Here is a 17,367-nt window from a genome sequence, read left to right as displayed (position 1 = left end):
GTCGCCACCGAGCCCGACGGCGACCCGCCACTCTGTGCAGCACCCGTCCGCTGATATTACCGTCAACTGCTGCCGCCAAGACAAAAAGATGCCCCACCAGGAACCATCCGGCGGGGCATCATCACGCTGGCCGTCAACGGCCTGTTGGTGCTCACTGAGCGTTGAAGTTCCGCCCTGACTGTAATTCAGCCAAGGGAATCAATCAATGATCTTGAATTTCACGGTCGCCCCATCCGGGAGGTCTCGGAGCTGCACCGCCAAATCTCCCCGAAGGCGCATTGCCTTCATGGAATCGAGCGCGTAAAGATTTCTGGTGGAGAATTCTCCACCCAACACGAATGGGCGCTTCGGGATGAGTCGAGTCCCATCCTTGATCGCACCGTTCAGGCTTTGCCACTCATGCGCTACGGGAAATCCAGTCAGAAACTCGTAGTCGCCGAGAACTGCATCTGACCAACCCTCCAAGCTCTCCGCAACGGGCGAGCTCTCTCCAGTTTCCGGGTCGAATGAGTAAATCACTTCTTCCTTGATGGCGAACTGACCACCGAAGATATCTTCAGCGAAGAATAGGTACCCCTCCGCCATGTCGTCATAAGCGTCCCGCCAGAACCCCGAAGCGTTCCAGATCTGCAGGTCGGTGCTGTTTTCCGTCGAACTCGCAGGGAACACATGCAGTGCCGACTCAAAGGCGTAGAAGCCGTTAACGCGCCCCAGTAGAGAGTTGAGCTCGCTCCCGATGCGACCTTCAGCCTTGAATGGCTCGTTCGCGTCTTGAGCTGCGAGTGCTGGCCCCGCAAGCGAGATCAGCTTGTCCAATCGACTACCCATCAATCACACACCACTATTCGCACCTTGGTCCCGTCAGGGAGGCCACTGCACTGGTTTCCTATTGCGGAGCCTGCGCCTCGATTATCCCCAGGAGTGATGGGCCGCACGCTGGCGCCGTTTCCACCTTCTTGGAACATCGCTGGCGGGTACTCATCCCGGTCCTTGCCGGGCACCCGCGGGTTGCCGCGCATCGCGACTCACGTTGATATTGCAAACGGGCGACGTGTTGTGCACCAGGATCTGTGTGACACCTGCCAGCACATAATACGTGTGCAGTTTACGAACCGTCAGGTCGTGCACCGTCGCCGATGATGCCGTCCAGCGGTGGACCGCCGTGATCTGTACCCGGGTGCCGGCGCTGGTGCGCAGCCAGTTGCCCGGCTGGAGGTCTGTCGCCCGGAGCCAGGCGTGCAGGGCGGGGACCCAGAACGGGTGGCCGTCGGTCGCGGTGACCACCTGGCGGGCCACGGGTACCTGCACCGCGTGGAGACGCGAAGTGTCAGCACCGAACTGATCATGCGGGACCGCGACAGCGGCGTCGAACACCGTCTGCCGGTCACGCACACAGCCACCCCCGGCCTCGGTACCGACGACGATCAGGGACGCTTCTCGTACGAGCTGGCCGGGTTCGAGGCAGCCGTGGACATCGCCACCGCTGCCGACGGCCGCCCCCTCGGCGACGGGCTCTGGGACATCTCGCTCGCGATCGGCGCCCAGGGACTCTCGAAGGAGGTCCGGATCGGCAGCAGGCGGACGGACGACGTCTCGGGGAAGGCGAGCACCCGAGTCGTCGCCGAAGGACCGGCGCTCCGGGCAGTCACCCTCTACACCACCAAACCGCACGGCAACTTCACCCTCGACCTGGGTGAGGTCAAGCACGAGGTCCAGCCCCACCTGGGCCTCGACATCACCGCCCGATGGGCCGCGGACGCGCCGACCGAGCTGGAGGTCGCCGGCCGGTGCGCGCTGGCCGACCACCCTGACGGCGAGCTGAAGGTCGTCCTCACGGACGACGAGGGCACGGCCGTTGCCTTCCCCGCCCGCCAAGTGGCCGGTGACGCCGGGAGTTTCGCCGTACGCGTGCCCGTGACCGAGCTGGCGGCGGGGACGTGGCGTGGTGAACTCCGGCTCGGACACTGGCACCTGCCTCTCCCCGAGCTGCCCACGAGCCTGCCCCCGGCGAAGTGGCGCCGTCGTGCGCTGCCCTGGTACGCCGAACCGGCACCCCGCTCCGACCGGCACTTCGCGCTTCGGGTCGCGCGTCGCCGGCTGATGGAGGCGGCTGCCGGTCGCGTCAAGTGACGTCGTCGGCCACGCCGGGGGAACAGACACCGCCACGTTCCCCAGCGATGTCGGACCGCGCGAGGCACGGGGCCATCGCCGTTCTCATGGTCCACTGCTCAGCCATGGCGAAATGGGCAGGATGACGGACGCCGGCCGGCCCGGACCCGAGCGCGGACGTCGACGGGAGCAATCGGCCGAAGTCCGCTGTCAGAAGCCCTGCCGCAGGTACTGCGCCCCGCAACCGCGGCAGAAGGGCTCGGCTTCAGGGGTGCCCCACGCCTCGGCAGGCCGGGTCTCGGAGGCGGGGTCGAGCTCACGGCCGCACAGCGCCCGGGCTTCGCCCGCTCTCGTCATGTGCCAGGCCTCGACGCGCGTACGGTCCGGATGCGGTGAGGCATCCTCCGTGTACTCGGCACGCACTGCGTATTCCATGGCCGTCCCTTCACTCGCTTCAGCGACCGCGCACGGGGAGCGGTGTGGCCAGGCGACCGCGGACTCGGCCGGGCGCGGGCCGGCCTGCCCGACCCCTGCCCAGGCTACCCAGGACGCGTGCTTCCCTCCCGGCACGAGCACTCCTCGGCGGCCACCTACGACCCGCACGAGGCCGTACGCACGGTGACCGCGGCCGTTGCGGACCCGGGCGTACTATGAGCGCCGCGCTCAGGGACGGGGCCCGCCGGTCACCCGTTGCCGGGCCGCCGGTGAGAGATGAGAGGGTCTGACGGGTGAGCGAGACACCACCGAACACCCTGCAATACCGCTTTGACGGGCCGGAAGACGCCCCTGTCCTGATCCTGGGGCCGTCCCTCGGCACCACCTGGCACATGTGGGACCGCCAAGTCCCCGAGCTGGCCGAACAGTGGCGGGTCTTCCGGTTCGACTGGCCCGGGCACGGCGGCGCCCCCGCCCATCCGGCCGGTTCGGTCGCCGAGGTGACCGCCCGCCTGCTGGCCACCCTGGACGCGCTCGGCGTCCAGCGCTTCGGGTACGCGGGCTGCGCCCTGGGCGGCGCGGTCGGTATCGAGCTGGCGCTGCGCCACCCGGCCCGGCTCGCCTCCCTCGCGCTGGTCGCTGCCTCGCCCCGGTTCGGCACCGCCGACGAGTTCCGCCAGCGCGGGGTGATCGTCCGCAGCAACGGCCTGGAGCCGATCGCCCGCAGCGCGCCCGAACGCTGGTTCACCGGCGGGTTCGCCGCCTCGCAGCCGGCGATCACCGAGTGGGCCGTACAGATGGTGCGCACCACGGACCCCGGCTGCTACATCGCCTCCTGCGAGGCTCTCGCCGCCTTCGACGTCCGGCCCGAGCTGGGCCGGGTCGGGGTGCCGACCCTGGTGCTGGTCGGTTCCGACGACCAGATCACCGGCCCCGCCGAGGCCCGCACCCTGGTCGCGGGTATCCCGGACGCCCGGCTCGCCGTCGTCCCCGGCGCCTCCCACCTGGTGCCGGTCGAGCAGCCCGCCGCCGTCACCGACCTGCTCGTGCACCACTTCGCCACCGCCTGGCAGCCGTCCTACGACACCGGCCAGACCGTGCTGCCCGGCGCCCCGGCCGCCCCGGCCGCGCTCGTGCCGCCGGGGGCCGCGCCGCTCGCCGAGATCGACCCCGCCGCCGTACCCGAGGAGCGGGCGGCGCGGCCCGACCCGTACCAGACCGGGCTGAAGATCCGCCGGGAGGTGCTGGGGGACGCGCACGTCGACCAGGCGCTGGCCGGCGCGGACGAGTTCTCCGGCGACTTCCAGGAACTCGTCACCCGGTACGCCTGGGGCGAGGTCTGGGGCCGGCCGGGTCTGGACCGCCGTACCCGCAGCTGCGTCACCCTGACCGCGCTGGTCGCGGGCGGCCACCTGGAGGAACTGGCCTTCCACACCCGGGCGGCGCTGCGCAACGGCCTCACCCCCGAGGAGATCCGCGAGGTGCTGCTCCAGACGGCCGTGTACTGCGGGGTGCCGGCGGCGAACCGGGCGTTCCGGGTGGCCCAGCAGGTGATCCGCGCGGAGACCACGCCGGCCGAGTGATCCCCGTCGACCCCGGCGGGGCACCATGGGAGGCATGAAGCTCACCAAGAAGTCCCACGCCTGCGTCCGCCTGGAGAAGGACGGGCGCACACTCGTCATCGATCCCGGCGGCTTCAGCGAGCGGGACGCGGCCGTCGGCGCGGACGCGGTCCTCGTCACCCACGAGCACCCGGACCACTTCGACGAGGGCCGGCTGCGGACCGCCCTGGAGGCGAACCCGGCCGCCGAGCTGTGGACCCTGCGGTCGGTCGCCGAGCAGGTCTCGGCGGCCTTCCCGGGCCGGGTGCACACCGTCGGCCACGGCGACACCTTCACGGCGGCCGGCTTCGACGTACAGGTCCACGGCGAACTGCACGCGGTGATCCACCCGGACCTCCCGCGCGTCACCAACGTCGGCTACCTGCTCGACGGCGGCCGGGTCTTCCACCCCGGTGACGCCCTCACCCTCCCGGACCGGCCGGTGGAGACCCTGCTGCTGCCGGTGATGGCCCCGTGGAACAAGCTCGCCGAGGTGATCGAGTACGTGCGGGAGGTGCGGCCGCAGCGCGCCTACGACGTCCACGACGCCCTGCTCACCGACCTCGCCCGGCCGATCTACGACGGTCACGTCGGCCGGCTGGGCGGCACCGACCACCAGCGGCTCGACCCCGGCGCCTCCGCCGAGGTCTGAGGCCCGTCCCTCCCGGGAGGCAGGCGGTCCGCGGCCCGCTGTCACAGGCGCCGGGTAGGTTGTGAGGCATGCGCATCGCCACCTGGAACGTGAACTCGATCACCGCCCGCCTGCCCCGACTGCTGGCCTGGCTGGAGAGCAGCGGTACCGACGTGCTCTGTCTCCAGGAGGCCAAGGTCGCCGAGGAGCAGTTCCCCGTCGAGCCGCTGCGCGAGCTGGGCTACGAGGCCGCAGTCCACGCCACCGGCAGGTGGAACGGCGTGGCGGTACTCTCCCGGGTCGGCATCGAGGACGTGGTCAAGGGCCTGCCCGGCGACCCCGGCTACGACGGTCTGAGCGAGCCGCGCGCCCTCTCGGCGACCTGCGGCCCGGTCCGGGTCTGGTCGGTGTACGTGCCCAACGGCCGCGAGGTCGGCCACCCGCACTACGCCTACAAGCTCCAGTGGTTCGAGGCGCTGCGGGCGGCCGTGCTGGGGGACGCGCAGGGCAGCCGCCCCTTCGCCGTCCTCGGTGACTACAACGTGGCGCCGACCGACGACGACGTCTTCGACGCGGCCGCCTTCGAGGGCGCCACCCATGTCACCCCGGCCGAGCGCGCCGCCCTCGCCGCGCTGCGCGAGACCGGGCTGAGCGACGTGGTGCCCCGCCCCCTCAAGTACGAGCACCCCTACACCTACTGGGACTACCGCCAGCTGGCCTTCCCCAAGAACCGGGGCATGCGCATCGACCTGGTGTACGGCAACGCGCCGTTCGCCTCGTCCGTCAAGGACGCCTACGTGGACCGCGAGGAGCGCAAGGGCAAGGGCGCCTCCGATCACGCGCCGGTGGTGGTCGACCTCGACGTGTGATGCCACGCTGGGCCCATGAACATTCCGTTCCTGGGCCACCGGCAGAAGAAGACCGGCCGTCCGGCGCTTCCGGCCGACCCCGAGGGGGTCGCCGCGCTGCTGTCGGAGTGCGAACTGCTGCGCTCCCAGGCGGCCGGTGCGGGCGTCCGGCTCGACGACACCCCGGCCTCCCTGGAGGCCCTGGACCAGCTGGTGCCGCGCTGGCGCGACGACGCCGAGACGCTGCCCTGGCTGGGCAACGACGCGGGGCTCTACCTGGGCACGGTGGTGGTGCGCACGGTGCCCGGCGCCGCCTGGCGGATCCGTTCCGACGGCGAACCCGTCGTCCTGCTGGCCTCGGGCCGGGAGGTCGAGGTGGTGCCGTCCGGGCGGGAGTGGGCCGTCAGCGGAGTGCCCGAACTCTCCCAGCTGTACGCGGAGATCGCCGAGGACTGACCGCGCGGGATCACTCCTGCCCCGCGCTCGGTGTAAATACGGCTTATGCCCGGAAGGTGCGTGTCGCCCGTCAACTCCGCTGGTGTCTGGATAGGTTGCGGCGACCACGACACGGCTGAGAGCGAGTAGGGCTGCGGATGGCCGTCGATCCGTTGATCGAACTGCGCAACGTCAACAAGTACCACGGGGCACCGCACGTCCTCCGGGACGTCGACCTCACCGTCGGCAAGGGGGAGATGGTCGTGGTCATCGGGCCGTCCGGCCCGGGCACGTCGGCGCTGTGCGGGACGGTCAACCGGCTGGAGACCATCGACTCCGGCACCATCGCCCCCGACGGGCAGCCGCTGCCCCAGGAGGGCAGGGCGCTGCCCCAGGAAGGCAGGGCACCGGCCCAGGAGGGCAGGGCGCCGGCCCGCCTCCAGAACGTCTCCCTCGCCCAGATCAAGCTCCGCCGCCGGAGGACGGACGAGGCCGACCGCCGCTCCCGGGAACTCCTCGACCGCGTCGGCCTCGCGCCGCAGGCGGACAAGGACCCGGCTCGGCTCTCCGGCGGCCGGCAGCTGCGGGTACCTCCCAGGCCCTCAAGGCACTGGGGGAGGGCCGCCATCACCCGGGCCCTGGCCAGGGAACCCAAGGTGATGCTCTTCGACCATCCCCGCAGCGACCGCGCCAAGGACTCTCTCTCCAAGATCCTCCAGCACTGACGGGGGAGTGCGTCCCGTGTTCCGTACCACTCGTACGCCCGCGTCCTCGCGGTTCTGGCCGCCCTGCTCGCCGCCGCCTGCGGCCGGGAGGGCAGGCCGCCCACCAAGGGCCCGGCGGCCGACAGGCTGCCCGTCTACCAGGTCGCCCAGGACTACCGCCTGCCCGGCTCGCCGACCTGGGCCCGCGCGAAGCGACGCGGCCACCTCACGGCCGGCGTCAAGGAGGACCAGCCCTACCTCGGCGAACGCGACCCGGCCACCGGCACCTTCGCGGGCTTCGACATCGAGATCGCCCGGATGATGTCCGCCTCCCTCGGCTTCCCGCCGAAGACGATCCGCTTCCGCACCATCGCCTCCGCCACCCGCGAGACCGCCCTCGTGGAGTTCTTCCGCGCGATGCCGGTCCTGGTGATGATCTTCTTCGTCTTCGTGGCGCTGAAGGTGCAGCCGCTGCCCGCGCTGGTCGCCGGGCTCACCCTCTACAACGGCTCGGTGCTCGCCGTGGTCTTCCGCTCCGGCGTCGACGCCGTCGAACGCGGCCAGCGCGAGGCCGCGTTCGCGCTCGGCATGCGCAAGACGCAGGTCATGGCGCACGTCCTCGTCCCGCAGGCGGTGCGGGCCATGCTGCCCGCGATCATCAGCCAGTTGGTGGTCGCGCTGAAGGACACGTCCCTGGGCTTCCTCATCACCTATGAGGAGTTCCCGCACGCGGGGAAGCTCATCGCCTCCAACCTCGACTACGATTTGCCGTTCATCCCCGTGGTGATGGTGATCTCGCCGATCTACATCGGGATGTGCATGCTGCTCTCGTGGTTCGCCGGCCGGGTGTCCCGCCGTGAGCAGCGCAGTCCCAGGACCGAGGCCGTGGTCGTCGCCGCGGCCGGTCCCGGGGCGCTGCTGCCGGGTGGGGAGCCCCCCACGGCCCCGAGACCGTAGGGGGGCGGCAGTTCACACGGGCCAGGCTCGTCCGGCGGCAGCCGGAGATCACTGCTCGCGCACGGGGACCGACACGTACGACGGGTCGTCCGGGGGCGAGGAGAAGGTCAGCTGCGCGCCGGACGGGTTGTGCTCGGTGTACAACGGGTCGACCGTGTCGACCACCACCGCGAGGCGGTGCCCGGCGGGGACGTCGTAGGCCGTGGAGAACAGGTCCAGGTCGACGCCGAACGCCTCGCCGGGCGTCCGCCCGTGCCAGGTCAGCGGGGCGTGCGTGACCAGCTTGCCGATGCCGAGCGGCCCGACGTCGTACAGGTAGGCGATCAGGGTGCCGCTCTCGGCGGTCGGGGTGAGCGTGGTGTGCAGCCGGGCCGTGCCGCGCACCCGCTGGGCGGCGCCGTAGCGCTCGGACTGCCACACCGCAGCCCAGCGGCGCGGCAGCAGCGGGACGGCGGCCACCGGGGGCAGGTGGGCGACCTGGTCGAGGATGCTGGAGAGGAAGACGACCCCGCCGTCCGCCCCGGAGTCGACGTTGGCGTGGAGGGTGTCGGTGCCCGCGAGGGCGATCTCGCGGCGGGTGGCGCCGACCGACTTCCAGTCCGGGTAGCCCTCGTACTCCCCGGTGCCGCGGGACTTCAGCCGGACCGGCTGCTCGCGGTCCACGCCGTTGTCGGCGCCCCCGAGGTAGTGGTCGAACCAGCGCGCGGTGTCCGTCCAGACGTCGTTGGGCAGCCCGAACAGGCCGGTCAGCTCGGGCGTCGCGTGGTCGCCGGGGCGCAGCTCCAGGCGCTTGGGCACGGTCAGCTTCTGGTAGAAGTCGGCGTACTGGTTGGCCGGGAACACGGTGTCGCCCCAGGCGTTGGCCAGCATGACGGCGGCGCCGTTGCGGTTCAGCTGGTCGACATAGGTCGAGGCGGAACGTTTCCGCCCCCAGTCGATCATCTCCTGCTCCTTGGACAGGTCCGAGGTGTACAGGTTCTTGAAGATGGCCCGGAGTTCGGTGCTCTCGCGGCCGGTGAGGGTGGCCGCGCCGTCCAGCACGGCGGCGGCCTGGAGGTGCTGGGTGCGGCCCGAGTAGATCGAGTCGATGAGGTCCGCCCAGCCGCTGAGCGCGGCCACGGCCCGGACCCGCTTGTCGTGCGCGGCGGTGAGCAGGCTGATCCCCGCGCCGTACGACACCCCGGCCATGCCGATGTGCTCCGGGTCGGCCGGGGTGTGCGCGAGGGCCCAGTCGATGACCTTGGAGGCGTCCGCGGTGTCGGGCGGACCGGCCACTTCTATGTGACCGCCGGACTGCCAGAACCCGCGCACGTTGTAACCGACCACCACATAGCCGGAGTCGGCGAGCTTTCGCGCCTGCGCCAGGTACTCCACCTGGGGCAGGCCCCAGCTCGTGGGCAGCACGATCAGCGGGTAGCGGCGGTCGGCCGCGCCGGCGGGCGTGAGGACGTTGGCCTTCAGTACGGTGCCGCCGTCGCCGGTGATGTCGACGAAGCGGAGGGCCGGGGCCGCCGCGGCGGCCGGTGCCAGGCCGGTGACGGTGCCGGCGAGCAGCGCGGCGGTCAGGGCCGCTGCGGCGGAGGCGCGCGGGGCGGTGCGACCTCGTCCCATGGGTCACTCCTTCACGGGGATCCGAGCAAAGTGACCCGACGGTAACCGCGTCCGCTTACCGCAAGTAACCTGTCGGTAAGTTACGTGCGAGTAACGATTGTTGAGTGCCGTGACAGTTGAACCGTCAGTCGGCGGCCGCCGGTTCCGGCGACGGGGTCCGCGCCGGCCCCGTGACGTCCGCCACCAACTCGACCACATCGGGTCCGTACGCCTGCGAGTTGACCACCTTCAGCAGCAGCACGAAGGACCCGTCGCCGTACTTGCGGGCCAGCCGCTCGTGGTTGCGGGCGAGATAGCGGGTCGCCGCCTGGTTGGTGATGGCCCGCTGGCCGCAGAAGAGGAACACCGGGCGGCTGTCCCGCCGGGCGCCCGCGGTGAGCCGGGCCAGCAGTACGTACTCGCTGCGCCCGCCGTCCATCAAGTAGTCGTGGCCGTCGATGTGGAAGGCACCCTGGTGCGGCCCCGGTTCGGTGTCGACGTTCACCCGCACCCCGGGCAGCAGCGAGGAGAGGTGGGCGGCCATCCGGTAGTTGGAGTAGGGGCCGCCGAGACAGAACTCGGCGCGCTCGCCGAAGCCCTGGTGCGCCGCGTCGTGCGCCACCACCCGGGCGTGGGCGCGGCAGTCCTTGATGAGCGCGGCCAGCTCCAGCAGCGCGAACACGTCGTGCCGCATCACCGACAACTCGGGGCCGCCCGCATTGCGGTTGACCACGAGCAGCGACTCGGAGTTGTCCGGCAGCCCGAAGAACGCCTGCTTGCGGCGCATCCGACGGCGCCACAGGTAGGTGCGGGCCAGCCAGCCGAGCGCGGCGGAGACACCGGCCGCTATCACGCCCAGGACGATGTTGCGCACGTCGTCGTTCATGGCCGGGCATGCTAGCCGCCCGCGGGCCCGTACACGTACCCGTGTTCGATGTGTGACGGTCGTGTGGCGGGGGTGCCAGGCGTACTGTCGGTACGGAGGCGATCTGGTTACGCTGCGCGGATTGTCCCCACGGGAGGTACGGATGGGTCGCCCTGGTACGAGAAGACTGGCGGTGCTGACGGTGTCGGCCGCCCTGGTGTCGGTGGGGGCCGCTGCCCCGCCCGCCGCGGAGGCGAGCCCCGCGACCGCCAAGGTCCCGGTGGCCGTCGGCTACGGCGGCGCCGTCGCCAGCGTCGACGCGGACGCCTCGGCCGCCGGCATCGAGGTGCTGCGCAAGGGCGGCAACGCGGTCGACGCCGCCGTCGCCACCGCCGCCGCGCTCGGGGTCACCGAGCCCTACTCGGCCGGTGTCGGCGGAGGCGGCTACTTCGTCTACTACGACGCCCGCACCCGCAGTGTCCACACCATCGACGGCCGCGAGACCGCGCCGCTGTCCGCCGACGAGGACCTGTTCAAGGAGAACGGCAAGGCCCTCTCCTTCAACGACGCCGTCAGCAGCGGTCTGAGCGTCGGCACCCCGGGCACCCCCGCGACCTGGCAGAAGGCCCTGGACGAGTGGGGCAGCAGGCGGCTCGGCACCGTCCTGAAGCCCGCCGAGCGGCTCGCCCGCGACGGCTTCACCGTGGACGACACCTTCCGCTCGCAGACCGCGTCCAACGAGACCCGGTTCCGCTACTTCCCGGACACCGCGAAGCTGTTCCTGCCGCACGGGAAGCTCCCCGTCGTCGGCTCCCGCTTCAAGAACCCGGGACTGGCCCGCACCTACCGGGAGCTGGGCCGCGAGGGGGTCGGCGCGATCTACCGCGGTGACATCGGCGACGACATCGTCAAGACCGTCGAACGCCCGCCCGTGGACCCCGCCGCCGGCTGGAACGCCCGCCCGGGCAAGCTCGCCGAGAAGGACCTCGCGGTCTACCGCGCCAAGCTCCAGGCGCCCACCAGGACGTCGTACCGGGGCCTGAACGTGTACTCCATCGCGCCCTCCTCCTCGGGCGGCACGACGGTCGGCGAGGCCCTCAACATCCTGGAGCGGACCGACCTCTCCAAGGCGAGCCAGACGCAGTACCTGCACCACTACATCGAGGCCAGCCGCATCGCCTTCGCCGACCGGGGCCGCTGGGTCGGCGACCCCGCCGCCGAGAACGTCCCCACCAAGCAGCTGCTCTCGCAGCGGTTCGCCGACTCGCGCGCCTGCCTGATCAAGGACGACGCCGTCCTCACCAGCCCCCTCGCGCCCGGCGACCCGCGCCACCCCGCCGCCTGCGGCAAGGGCGGCACGGCGGCCCCGACCACCTACGAGGGCGAGAACACCACCCATCTGACCGTGGCCGACAAGTGGGGCAACGTCGTCTCCTACACGCTCACCATCGAGCAGACCGGCGGCAGCGGCATCACCGTGCCCGGCCGCGGCTTCCTGCTCAACAACGAGCTGACCGACTTCTCCTTCACCCCGGCCAACCCGGCCGTCCACGATCCGAACCTGCCCGGGCCCGGCAAGCGGCCCCGCTCGTCCATCTCGCCGACGATCGTCCTGGACCGCAACGACAAGCCGGTGGTGGCGCTCGGTTCACCCGGCGGCGCGACCATCATCACCACGGTGCTCCAGACCCTCACCGGCTTCCTGGACCGGCACCTGCCGCTCGTCGACGCCATCGCCGCACCCCGCGCCAGCCAGCGCAACGCGGCCAAGACCGAACTCGAACCCGGCCTGTACGACAGCGCCGTACGCTCCAGACTGGAAGCCCTCGGGCACTCCTTCACACGGAACCCGGAGATCGGCGCGGCGACCGGCGTCCAGCGCCTGCCGAACGGCAAGTGGCTCGCCGCGGCCGAGAAGGTACGGCGTGGAGGCGGCTCCGCGATGGTGGTCGACCCGGCGCCCTGACGTCCGCCGGTTACAACTCCGGTGCGGGCGGGCGCTCCTGTCCGTCCGCACCGGCCGGCTGCGCCTCCGTCTCCGCTTCCGCCTCGGCGGTGCGGAAGTCCAGCCGGCCGTCCCGTACGTCCACCGTGACCCGGCCGCCCTCGGAGACCGCGCCGTTCAGCAGCAGCCGGGACAACTGGTTGTCCACCTCCCGCTGGATGGTGCGGCGCAGCGGCCGGGCGCCGTACTCCGGCTGGTAGCCGCGCTCGGCGAGCCAGTCGACGGCCGCCGGTGTGAACGCGACGCCGATGCCCTGCCCGTCCAGCAGCCGCCGGGTGCCCTCCAGCAACAGGTCGGTGATCCGCCGCAGTTGGTCGCTCGTGAGCTGCCGGAAGACCACGATCTCGTCGATGCGGTTGAGGAACTCCGGCCGGAAGTGCTCGCGCAGCGGACGCAGGATCTGCTCGCGCCGCGCCTCCTCGTCGGCCTCCGCGCCGCCCGGCCCGAACCCGATCCCGGCACCGCGCCGGGTGATCGCCTCCGAGCCCAGGTTGCTGGTCATCACGATCACCGTGTTGGTGAAGTCCACGGTCCGGCCCTGCGAGTCGGTCAGCCGGCCGTCGTCCAGCACCTGGAGCAGGATGTTGAAGACGTCGGGGTGCGCCTTCTCCACCTCGTCCAGGAGCAGCAGCGAGTACGGGTGTCTGCGCACCACCTCGGTGAGCTGCCCGGCCTCCTCGTGCCCGACGTACCCGGGCGGGGCGCCGACCAGCCGGGAGACCGTGTGCCGCTCCTGGTACTCGCTCATGTCCAGGCGGACCATCCGGTCCTCGCTGCCGAACAGCGCCTCGGCCAGCGCCCGCGCCAGCTCCGTCTTGCCGACGCCGGTCGGACCGAGGAACAGGAAGCTGCCGATCGGCCGGTTCGGGCTCGCGAGCCCGGCACGCGAGCGCAGCACCGCCTCGGCGACCACGGCGACCGCCTCCTCCTGGCCCACCACCCGCTCGTGCAGATGCTCCTCCAGGCCGAGCAGCCGCTCCTTCTCCTCCTGGGTGAGCCGGCTGACCGGGATGCCGGTCTGCCGGGACACCACCTCGGCGATGGCCTCCGCGGTCACCTCCAGCTGTCCTTCGTCGGCCCGGCCGTCGTCGCTGACCTCGGTGATCCGCCGCTTCAGCTCGCCGATCCGGTCGCGCAGCTGCTTGGCCTTGTCGTAGTCCTCGTCCGCGACCGCCTGGTCCTTGTCCCGGACCAGCTGCTCGACCTCGCGCTCCATCGCGCGCACGTCCGTGCCCTTGGTGCGGGCACCGAGCCGTACCCGGGCGCCCGCCTGGTCGATCAGGTCGATCGCCTTGTCCGGCAGCCGCCGGTCGGTGAGATACCGGTCCGACAGCTCCACGGCGGCCACCAGCGCCTCGTCGGTGTAGCGGACCTGGTGGTGCGCCTCGTACCGGTCGCGCAGGCCGCGCAGGATCCCGATGGTGTCCTCGGCGGTCGGCTCCGGCACCAGGACCGGCTGGAACCGGCGGGCCAGCGCCGCGTCCTTCTCGATCCGGCGGAACTCCTCCAGCGTGGTGGCGCCCACGATGTGCAGCTCGCCCCGGGCCAGGGCGGGCTTGAGGATGTTCCCGGCGTCCAGCGCACCGCCCTCACCCCCGGAACCGGCGCCGACGACCGTGTGCAGCTCGTCGATGAACACGATCAACCGGTCGGAGTGGGCGCGGATCTCCTCCACGATGGTGTTCAGACGCTCCTCGAAGTCGCCCCGGTAGCGGGTGCCGGCCACCACCCCCGTGAGGTCCAGCGCGACGACCCGGCGCCCGGCCAGCACGTCCGGTACGTCGCCGTCGGCGATCCGCTGGGCCAGCCCCTCGACGATCGCCGTCTTGCCGACGCCCGCGTCCCCGATCAGCACCGGGTTGTTCTTGCCACGCCGGGACAGCACCTCGATGGTCTGCTCGATTTCCGTGTCCCGGCCGATCACCGGGTCGACCCGGCCCTGTCCGGCCAGGTCGGTCAGATCACGGCCGTACTTGTCCAGGGTGGGCGTGCCGGTGGCCGCCCGCTGCCGCTCCGGGCGGGTCTGCGCGCTCTCCGGGGCCTCCGGCGGCAGGCCGGACGCCGCGAACCGGGCCGCGTGCAGGATGTGCCCGGCCGCCGAGTCCGGGTTCGAGGCGAGCGCGCCCAGCACGTGCTCGGGGCCGATGTACCCGGCACCGCTCGCCCGCGCCATGTCGTGCGCGTCCAGCAGGGCGCGCTTGACGGCCGGGGTCAGCGACAGCGAGGTGGGCGGCGGGGTCTCACCCGGCGGGTGCTGGATGGGGCCCGCACGGTCGTCGATCTCCGTCGCGAGCGAGTCCGGGTCCGCGCCCGCCCGGCTCAGCAGGCTCCGGGTGGGCTCCTTGGACAGCGCCGCGCGCAGCAGGTGCTGGGTGTCCAGATCCCGGCTGCCGTGCTCGGCGGCGTACTGCGCGGCTCCCCTGACCAGCTCCCGGGCCGGCTGGCTGAGCAGCCGGCCGATGTCGATGTGGCGGGGGCCGGGGGCTCCGCCGTTTCCACCGGGTCCGCCGAAGAAGCGGCCGAGGAAATCACCGAAGGGGTCAGGAGGGTAGCCGTTGGTCATGGCACTGTTCCTTCGCCGACGACATGCGGGGCGGCCGGGTGACCGCGGGGCGGCCGGGTAACCAGGGGGAGGGGTGCCCATGCCCACCTTGTCACGATCCGTGGGGGTGGGCATGTCCGCGTCCCGGCACCTCGCGGGGGTCTCCCGGGCGGGTCGGGACGCACGGTCCGGGCACCGCCCCGGGGCGGTATAGAAATGGGGGAGGGGTACGGGCACAATGGACGCATGGTGCGTACCCCCCTCACCCCCGAAGAGCGCGAACGCGGCGAGCGGCTCGGCCGGCTGCTGCGCGAGGCGCGCGGCGCCCGGAGCATGACCGAGGTCGCCGCCGACGCCGGGGTCTCGGCCGAGACGCTGCGCAAGATCGAGACCGGGCGGGCGCCGACCCCGGCGTTCTTCACGGTGGCCGCGCTGGCCGGGGTGCTCGGGCTGTCCATGGACGAGCTGGCCGCCCTGTGCTCGCCGGTGCCGGTCTGAGGCCGTAGGGGCGGGATCGCGCCACACTGACCCCGCGTCCTGCCGGAAAACCCCGCGTAGCAGCGTCGTAACACGGTTGGTGTTGCCTACCGACCGGAGTGCTGGCGGTCGGGCGGGAGCTGGGCATGGCTGTGGATCAACTCCCCGGCAGAATGCGGGAGTTCGCGAGCTACCTGGACGGCCTGCTGGCGCGCCTGGAACAGGGTGCGGGCTGGTGCGGGGTCTTCTGGCGGCGCGACCCCGAGGGCATGCGGGCCTGCCTGGAGGGGCGCGAGGTGCCGCCGTGGGACGTCGTGGACTCCCTGCTGCGGGACTTCGCCGAGACGTACGGCCCCGCCGCCGCGGCCATCGAGCGCCGGCGCGCCCGCGCACTCCTCGCCGCCGCACTGTCGGCGTACGACACCCTCCCCGGCGCCCGCGACGCCCTGGCCGACCGCCTCGACGTCCTGCTCCGCGAGCAGCGCTACGCCGCCGACCGCCGCACAGAACTCACCCGCCTGTTGTCCGCGCCGGCCGGCCCCGAGGACACCGAAGCGCTCCGCCTCGACCTCGCCTGGGCGGAGGACGATCATGAGCGCGCTACGGCGCGGTGTGCTGAACTCCGTTCGCGGCTGGAGGAGTTGGAACTCCGGTCGGCGGCAGGGGCCCCTCGGGTGCCGGGCAGGGGCAGGAAGGGTGAGGCGAGGGAGGCTCGGCCCGGCGCCGGAGTCGCACCCGCGCGCCGCGGCGACGGGGGGCCGGACGCCGGTGCGGCGGGCGGCGACCTGTTCTCCGGGCGGCTTTCCGGCGAACGCGACGGTGCTCCAGGGGCCGGGCGGCTTCCCGACGAGCGCGACGGTGCTACAGGCGCCGGGTGGTCGGTCGGGTACGGCGATCCGTATCCGGGGCCCCACCTCGCTCCGTCCGGCGACCTCGGCGGCGGCCCGGCGGCCGAGGCCGCGTTCGCCGAACCCTCCCGCGCCGGGGTCGGCGGCCTCGACGGCGCACCGGAGACCCGGTCCGCGCCGCGTGGCGGCCCTGACGCGGGAACGACCACCCCGGGCACTGGTCCCGAGGCCGGCGCACCGGCCGATGCCGTCTTCCGCCATGACCTCCGGCATGACGAGCCCCGCGCCCCCGCCCGCGAAGGCGGCTCAGCTCCCGCCCGTGACGGCGACACCGTCCCTGCCCGTGATGGCAGTACCGCCCCCACCCGTGACGGCGGCAGCACTCCCGCCCGCCCCCCGGCACCGGCATCCGACCCCGTCACCACCGGCGACCCCGCACCTCACCCCACCTCCGCCAAGCCCCGTAAACGCCGCCGTGGCAGTGCCCGGTTCGCCGGGATGGCCGAGGGTGACGCTCCCTCGGCCGCGCCGCAGGCGACTGTGGCCGCAGCGGGCCGTACGCCGCGGGGAGCCCGGTTCGCCGGGGGTGCCGCGCTGGACGAACCCGTGGCCGTTCCCGACGAGGCCGTGGGCGCCGAGGTGCGGGCCGCGGTGGACGGTGCCGTGGCGCTGTTGGCGCGGCTGCGGGCCGAGGGGCGCAGCGGGGAGGCGCACGTGCTGCTGGTGGAGGCCGCCGGGTGGCCCGCCGCCCGGCTGCCGGTGCTGGCCGGCGCCCTGCACCGCGCCGGTCTCGGCGCCGACTGGGTCACGCTGCTCTGGGAGGCCGCGTCCCTGCCCGCCGGGCACCTGGTCGCCGCCGCCGACGCGCTGGCCGCGGCCGGGCGCGAGGCCGACGCCCGGCAACTGCTGCGGCAGGGGGTCGCCCGGCCCGCCGAGCAGATCGGCGCCGCCGTACTGCGGCTGGCGGGGGAGGGCCGCGACCGCGAGGCACGGGCCCTGCTCGACGCCTGTGTGCGCGTCCGCACCCCGGAGGAGGCCGCCCGGAGCGCCACCGCCGACCCCGAGCGCCTCGTACCCCTGCTGCTGGAGGCCGCCCACGCCGTCTCCGAGGAGCGGCACTGGGACCTCGTGCACGCGCTGCGGGTCGCCGGCCTTACCCGGTGAGCGGCACCCGGTCCGGCGTCCCGGTCCGCCCCGCGCGCTCACCCACCGGGGTGCGAAACGTGATCGACTCCGCGGGTTGGCGGCGATGGTCTTGGCAAGGGCCGCCCGGAGGCTTACCTTCGTGCCTCTACGGCCTGCTCTACGGGCGTAGAGGCT

At 72.5% G+C, this 17,367-nt stretch carries 15 protein-coding genes and 2 pseudogenes; 10 read left to right on the top strand and 7 right to left on the bottom strand.

Annotated features, from left to right (window positions below; all coding sequences use genetic code 11):
* Positions 1–198 precede the first annotated feature (198 nt).
* The 3 genes and pseudogenes from NX794_RS02295 to NX794_RS02285 all read right to left on the bottom strand — a co-directional run.
* Positions 199–816 carry a hypothetical protein gene (locus tag NX794_RS02295; RefSeq protein WP_258776320.1) on the bottom strand — a complete coding sequence of 206 codons (618 nt, stop codon included), beginning with the start codon at positions 814–816 and terminating at the stop codon, positions 199–201.
* 11 nt (positions 817–827) lie between these two features.
* Positions 828–965: a hypothetical protein gene (locus NX794_RS02290; RefSeq protein WP_309505956.1), complete on the bottom strand. Its 138-nt coding sequence runs from the start codon at positions 963–965 to the stop codon at positions 828–830.
* A gap of 88 nt (positions 966–1,053) precedes the next feature.
* Positions 1,054–1,287 (bottom strand): annotated as a pseudogene (locus tag NX794_RS02285) (polymorphic toxin-type HINT domain-containing protein); the annotation flags it as partial.
* Between the two features lie 24 nt (positions 1,288–1,311).
* Between NX794_RS02285 and NX794_RS02280 the strand changes: the two are divergent.
* Entirely contained in the window at positions 1,312–2,130 is an 819-nt protein-coding gene (locus NX794_RS02280) for a hypothetical protein (RefSeq protein WP_258776318.1), read from the top strand.
* A 189-nt stretch (positions 2,131–2,319) separates the two neighbouring features.
* Here NX794_RS02280 and NX794_RS02275 read toward each other — a convergent pair whose 3' ends face one another.
* Positions 2,320–2,544: a hypothetical protein gene (locus tag NX794_RS02275; RefSeq protein WP_258776316.1), complete on the bottom strand. Its 225-nt coding sequence runs from the start codon at positions 2,542–2,544 to the stop codon at positions 2,320–2,322.
* Positions 2,545–2,837: 293 nt separating this feature from the next.
* Between NX794_RS02275 and pcaDC the strand changes: the two genes are divergently transcribed.
* The 6 genes and pseudogenes from pcaDC to NX794_RS02245 all read left to right on the top strand — a co-directional run bounded on the left by pcaDC (position 2,838) and on the right by NX794_RS02245 (position 7,720).
* Positions 2,838–4,127, top strand: a complete 1,290-nt coding sequence (gene pcaDC, locus NX794_RS02270; protein ID WP_258776314.1) for a bifunctional 3-oxoadipate enol-lactonase/4-carboxymuconolactone decarboxylase PcaDC — start codon at positions 2,838–2,840, stop codon at positions 4,125–4,127.
* Positions 4,128–4,161: 34 nt separating this feature from the next.
* Positions 4,162–4,797, top strand: a complete 636-nt coding sequence (locus NX794_RS02265; protein WP_258776313.1) for an MBL fold metallo-hydrolase — start codon at positions 4,162–4,164, stop codon at positions 4,795–4,797.
* Between the two features lie 68 nt (positions 4,798–4,865).
* Positions 4,866–5,645 carry an exodeoxyribonuclease III gene (locus NX794_RS02260; protein WP_258776311.1) on the top strand — a complete coding sequence of 260 codons (780 nt, stop codon included), beginning with the start codon at positions 4,866–4,868 and terminating at the stop codon, positions 5,643–5,645.
* Positions 5,646–5,660: 15 nt separating this feature from the next.
* Entirely contained in the window at positions 5,661–6,080 is a 420-nt protein-coding gene (locus NX794_RS02255) for a DUF6278 family protein (RefSeq protein ID WP_258776310.1), read from the top strand.
* A 137-nt stretch (positions 6,081–6,217) separates the two neighbouring features.
* Positions 6,218–6,778: pseudogene (locus tag NX794_RS02250) on the top strand (ATP-binding cassette domain-containing protein); the annotation flags it as partial.
* A 60-nt stretch (positions 6,779–6,838) separates the two neighbouring features.
* Positions 6,839–7,720 (top strand): ABC transporter substrate-binding protein/permease, encoded by an 882-nt coding sequence (locus tag NX794_RS02245; RefSeq protein ID WP_258776407.1) that lies wholly within the window; start codon positions 6,839–6,841, stop codon positions 7,718–7,720.
* Positions 7,721–7,768: 48 nt separating this feature from the next.
* Here the strand turns inward: NX794_RS02245 and NX794_RS02240 are convergent, their stop codons facing one another.
* Together NX794_RS02240 and NX794_RS02235 are read right to left on the bottom strand one after the other, a co-directional pair.
* Positions 7,769–9,331, bottom strand: a complete 1,563-nt coding sequence (locus tag NX794_RS02240) for a CocE/NonD family hydrolase (protein ID WP_258776309.1) — start codon at positions 9,329–9,331, stop codon at positions 7,769–7,771.
* 124 nt (positions 9,332–9,455) lie between these two features.
* Complete coding sequence (locus tag NX794_RS02235; protein WP_258776308.1) at positions 9,456–10,196, bottom strand: hypothetical protein; 741 nt, start codon at positions 10,194–10,196, stop codon at positions 9,456–9,458.
* A gap of 142 nt (positions 10,197–10,338) precedes the next feature.
* Between NX794_RS02235 and ggt the strand changes: the two genes are divergently transcribed.
* A complete protein-coding gene (gene ggt, locus NX794_RS02230) occupies positions 10,339–12,141 on the top strand; it encodes a gamma-glutamyltransferase (protein WP_258776307.1) in 1,803 nt (600 codons plus the stop codon).
* Positions 12,142–12,151: 10 nt separating this feature from the next.
* On the opposite strand, the gene NX794_RS02225 is transcribed toward ggt, so the two are convergent.
* Positions 12,152–14,743, bottom strand: coding sequence for an ATP-dependent Clp protease ATP-binding subunit (locus NX794_RS02225; protein WP_258776304.1), 2,592 nt, complete (start codon positions 14,741–14,743; stop codon positions 12,152–12,154).
* Between the two features lie 225 nt (positions 14,744–14,968).
* On the opposite strand from NX794_RS02225, the gene NX794_RS02220 reads away from it, so the two are divergent.
* Positions 14,969–15,220 (top strand): helix-turn-helix domain-containing protein, encoded by a 252-nt coding sequence (locus tag NX794_RS02220; RefSeq protein WP_258776303.1) that lies wholly within the window; start codon positions 14,969–14,971, stop codon positions 15,218–15,220.
* 125 nt (positions 15,221–15,345) lie between these two features.
* Positions 15,346–17,211, top strand: coding sequence for a hypothetical protein (locus tag NX794_RS02215; protein ID WP_258776302.1), 1,866 nt, complete (start codon positions 15,346–15,348; stop codon positions 17,209–17,211).
* Positions 17,212–17,367 lie beyond the last annotated feature (156 nt).

Source organism: Streptomyces pyxinicus (genome assembly GCF_024753135.1).
GTDB lineage: Bacteria > Actinomycetota > Actinomycetes > Streptomycetales > Streptomycetaceae > Streptomyces > Streptomyces pyxinicus.
Note: the sequence above shows the minus strand (reverse complement) of the source record. Positions and strands in the feature narration are given on the sequence as shown.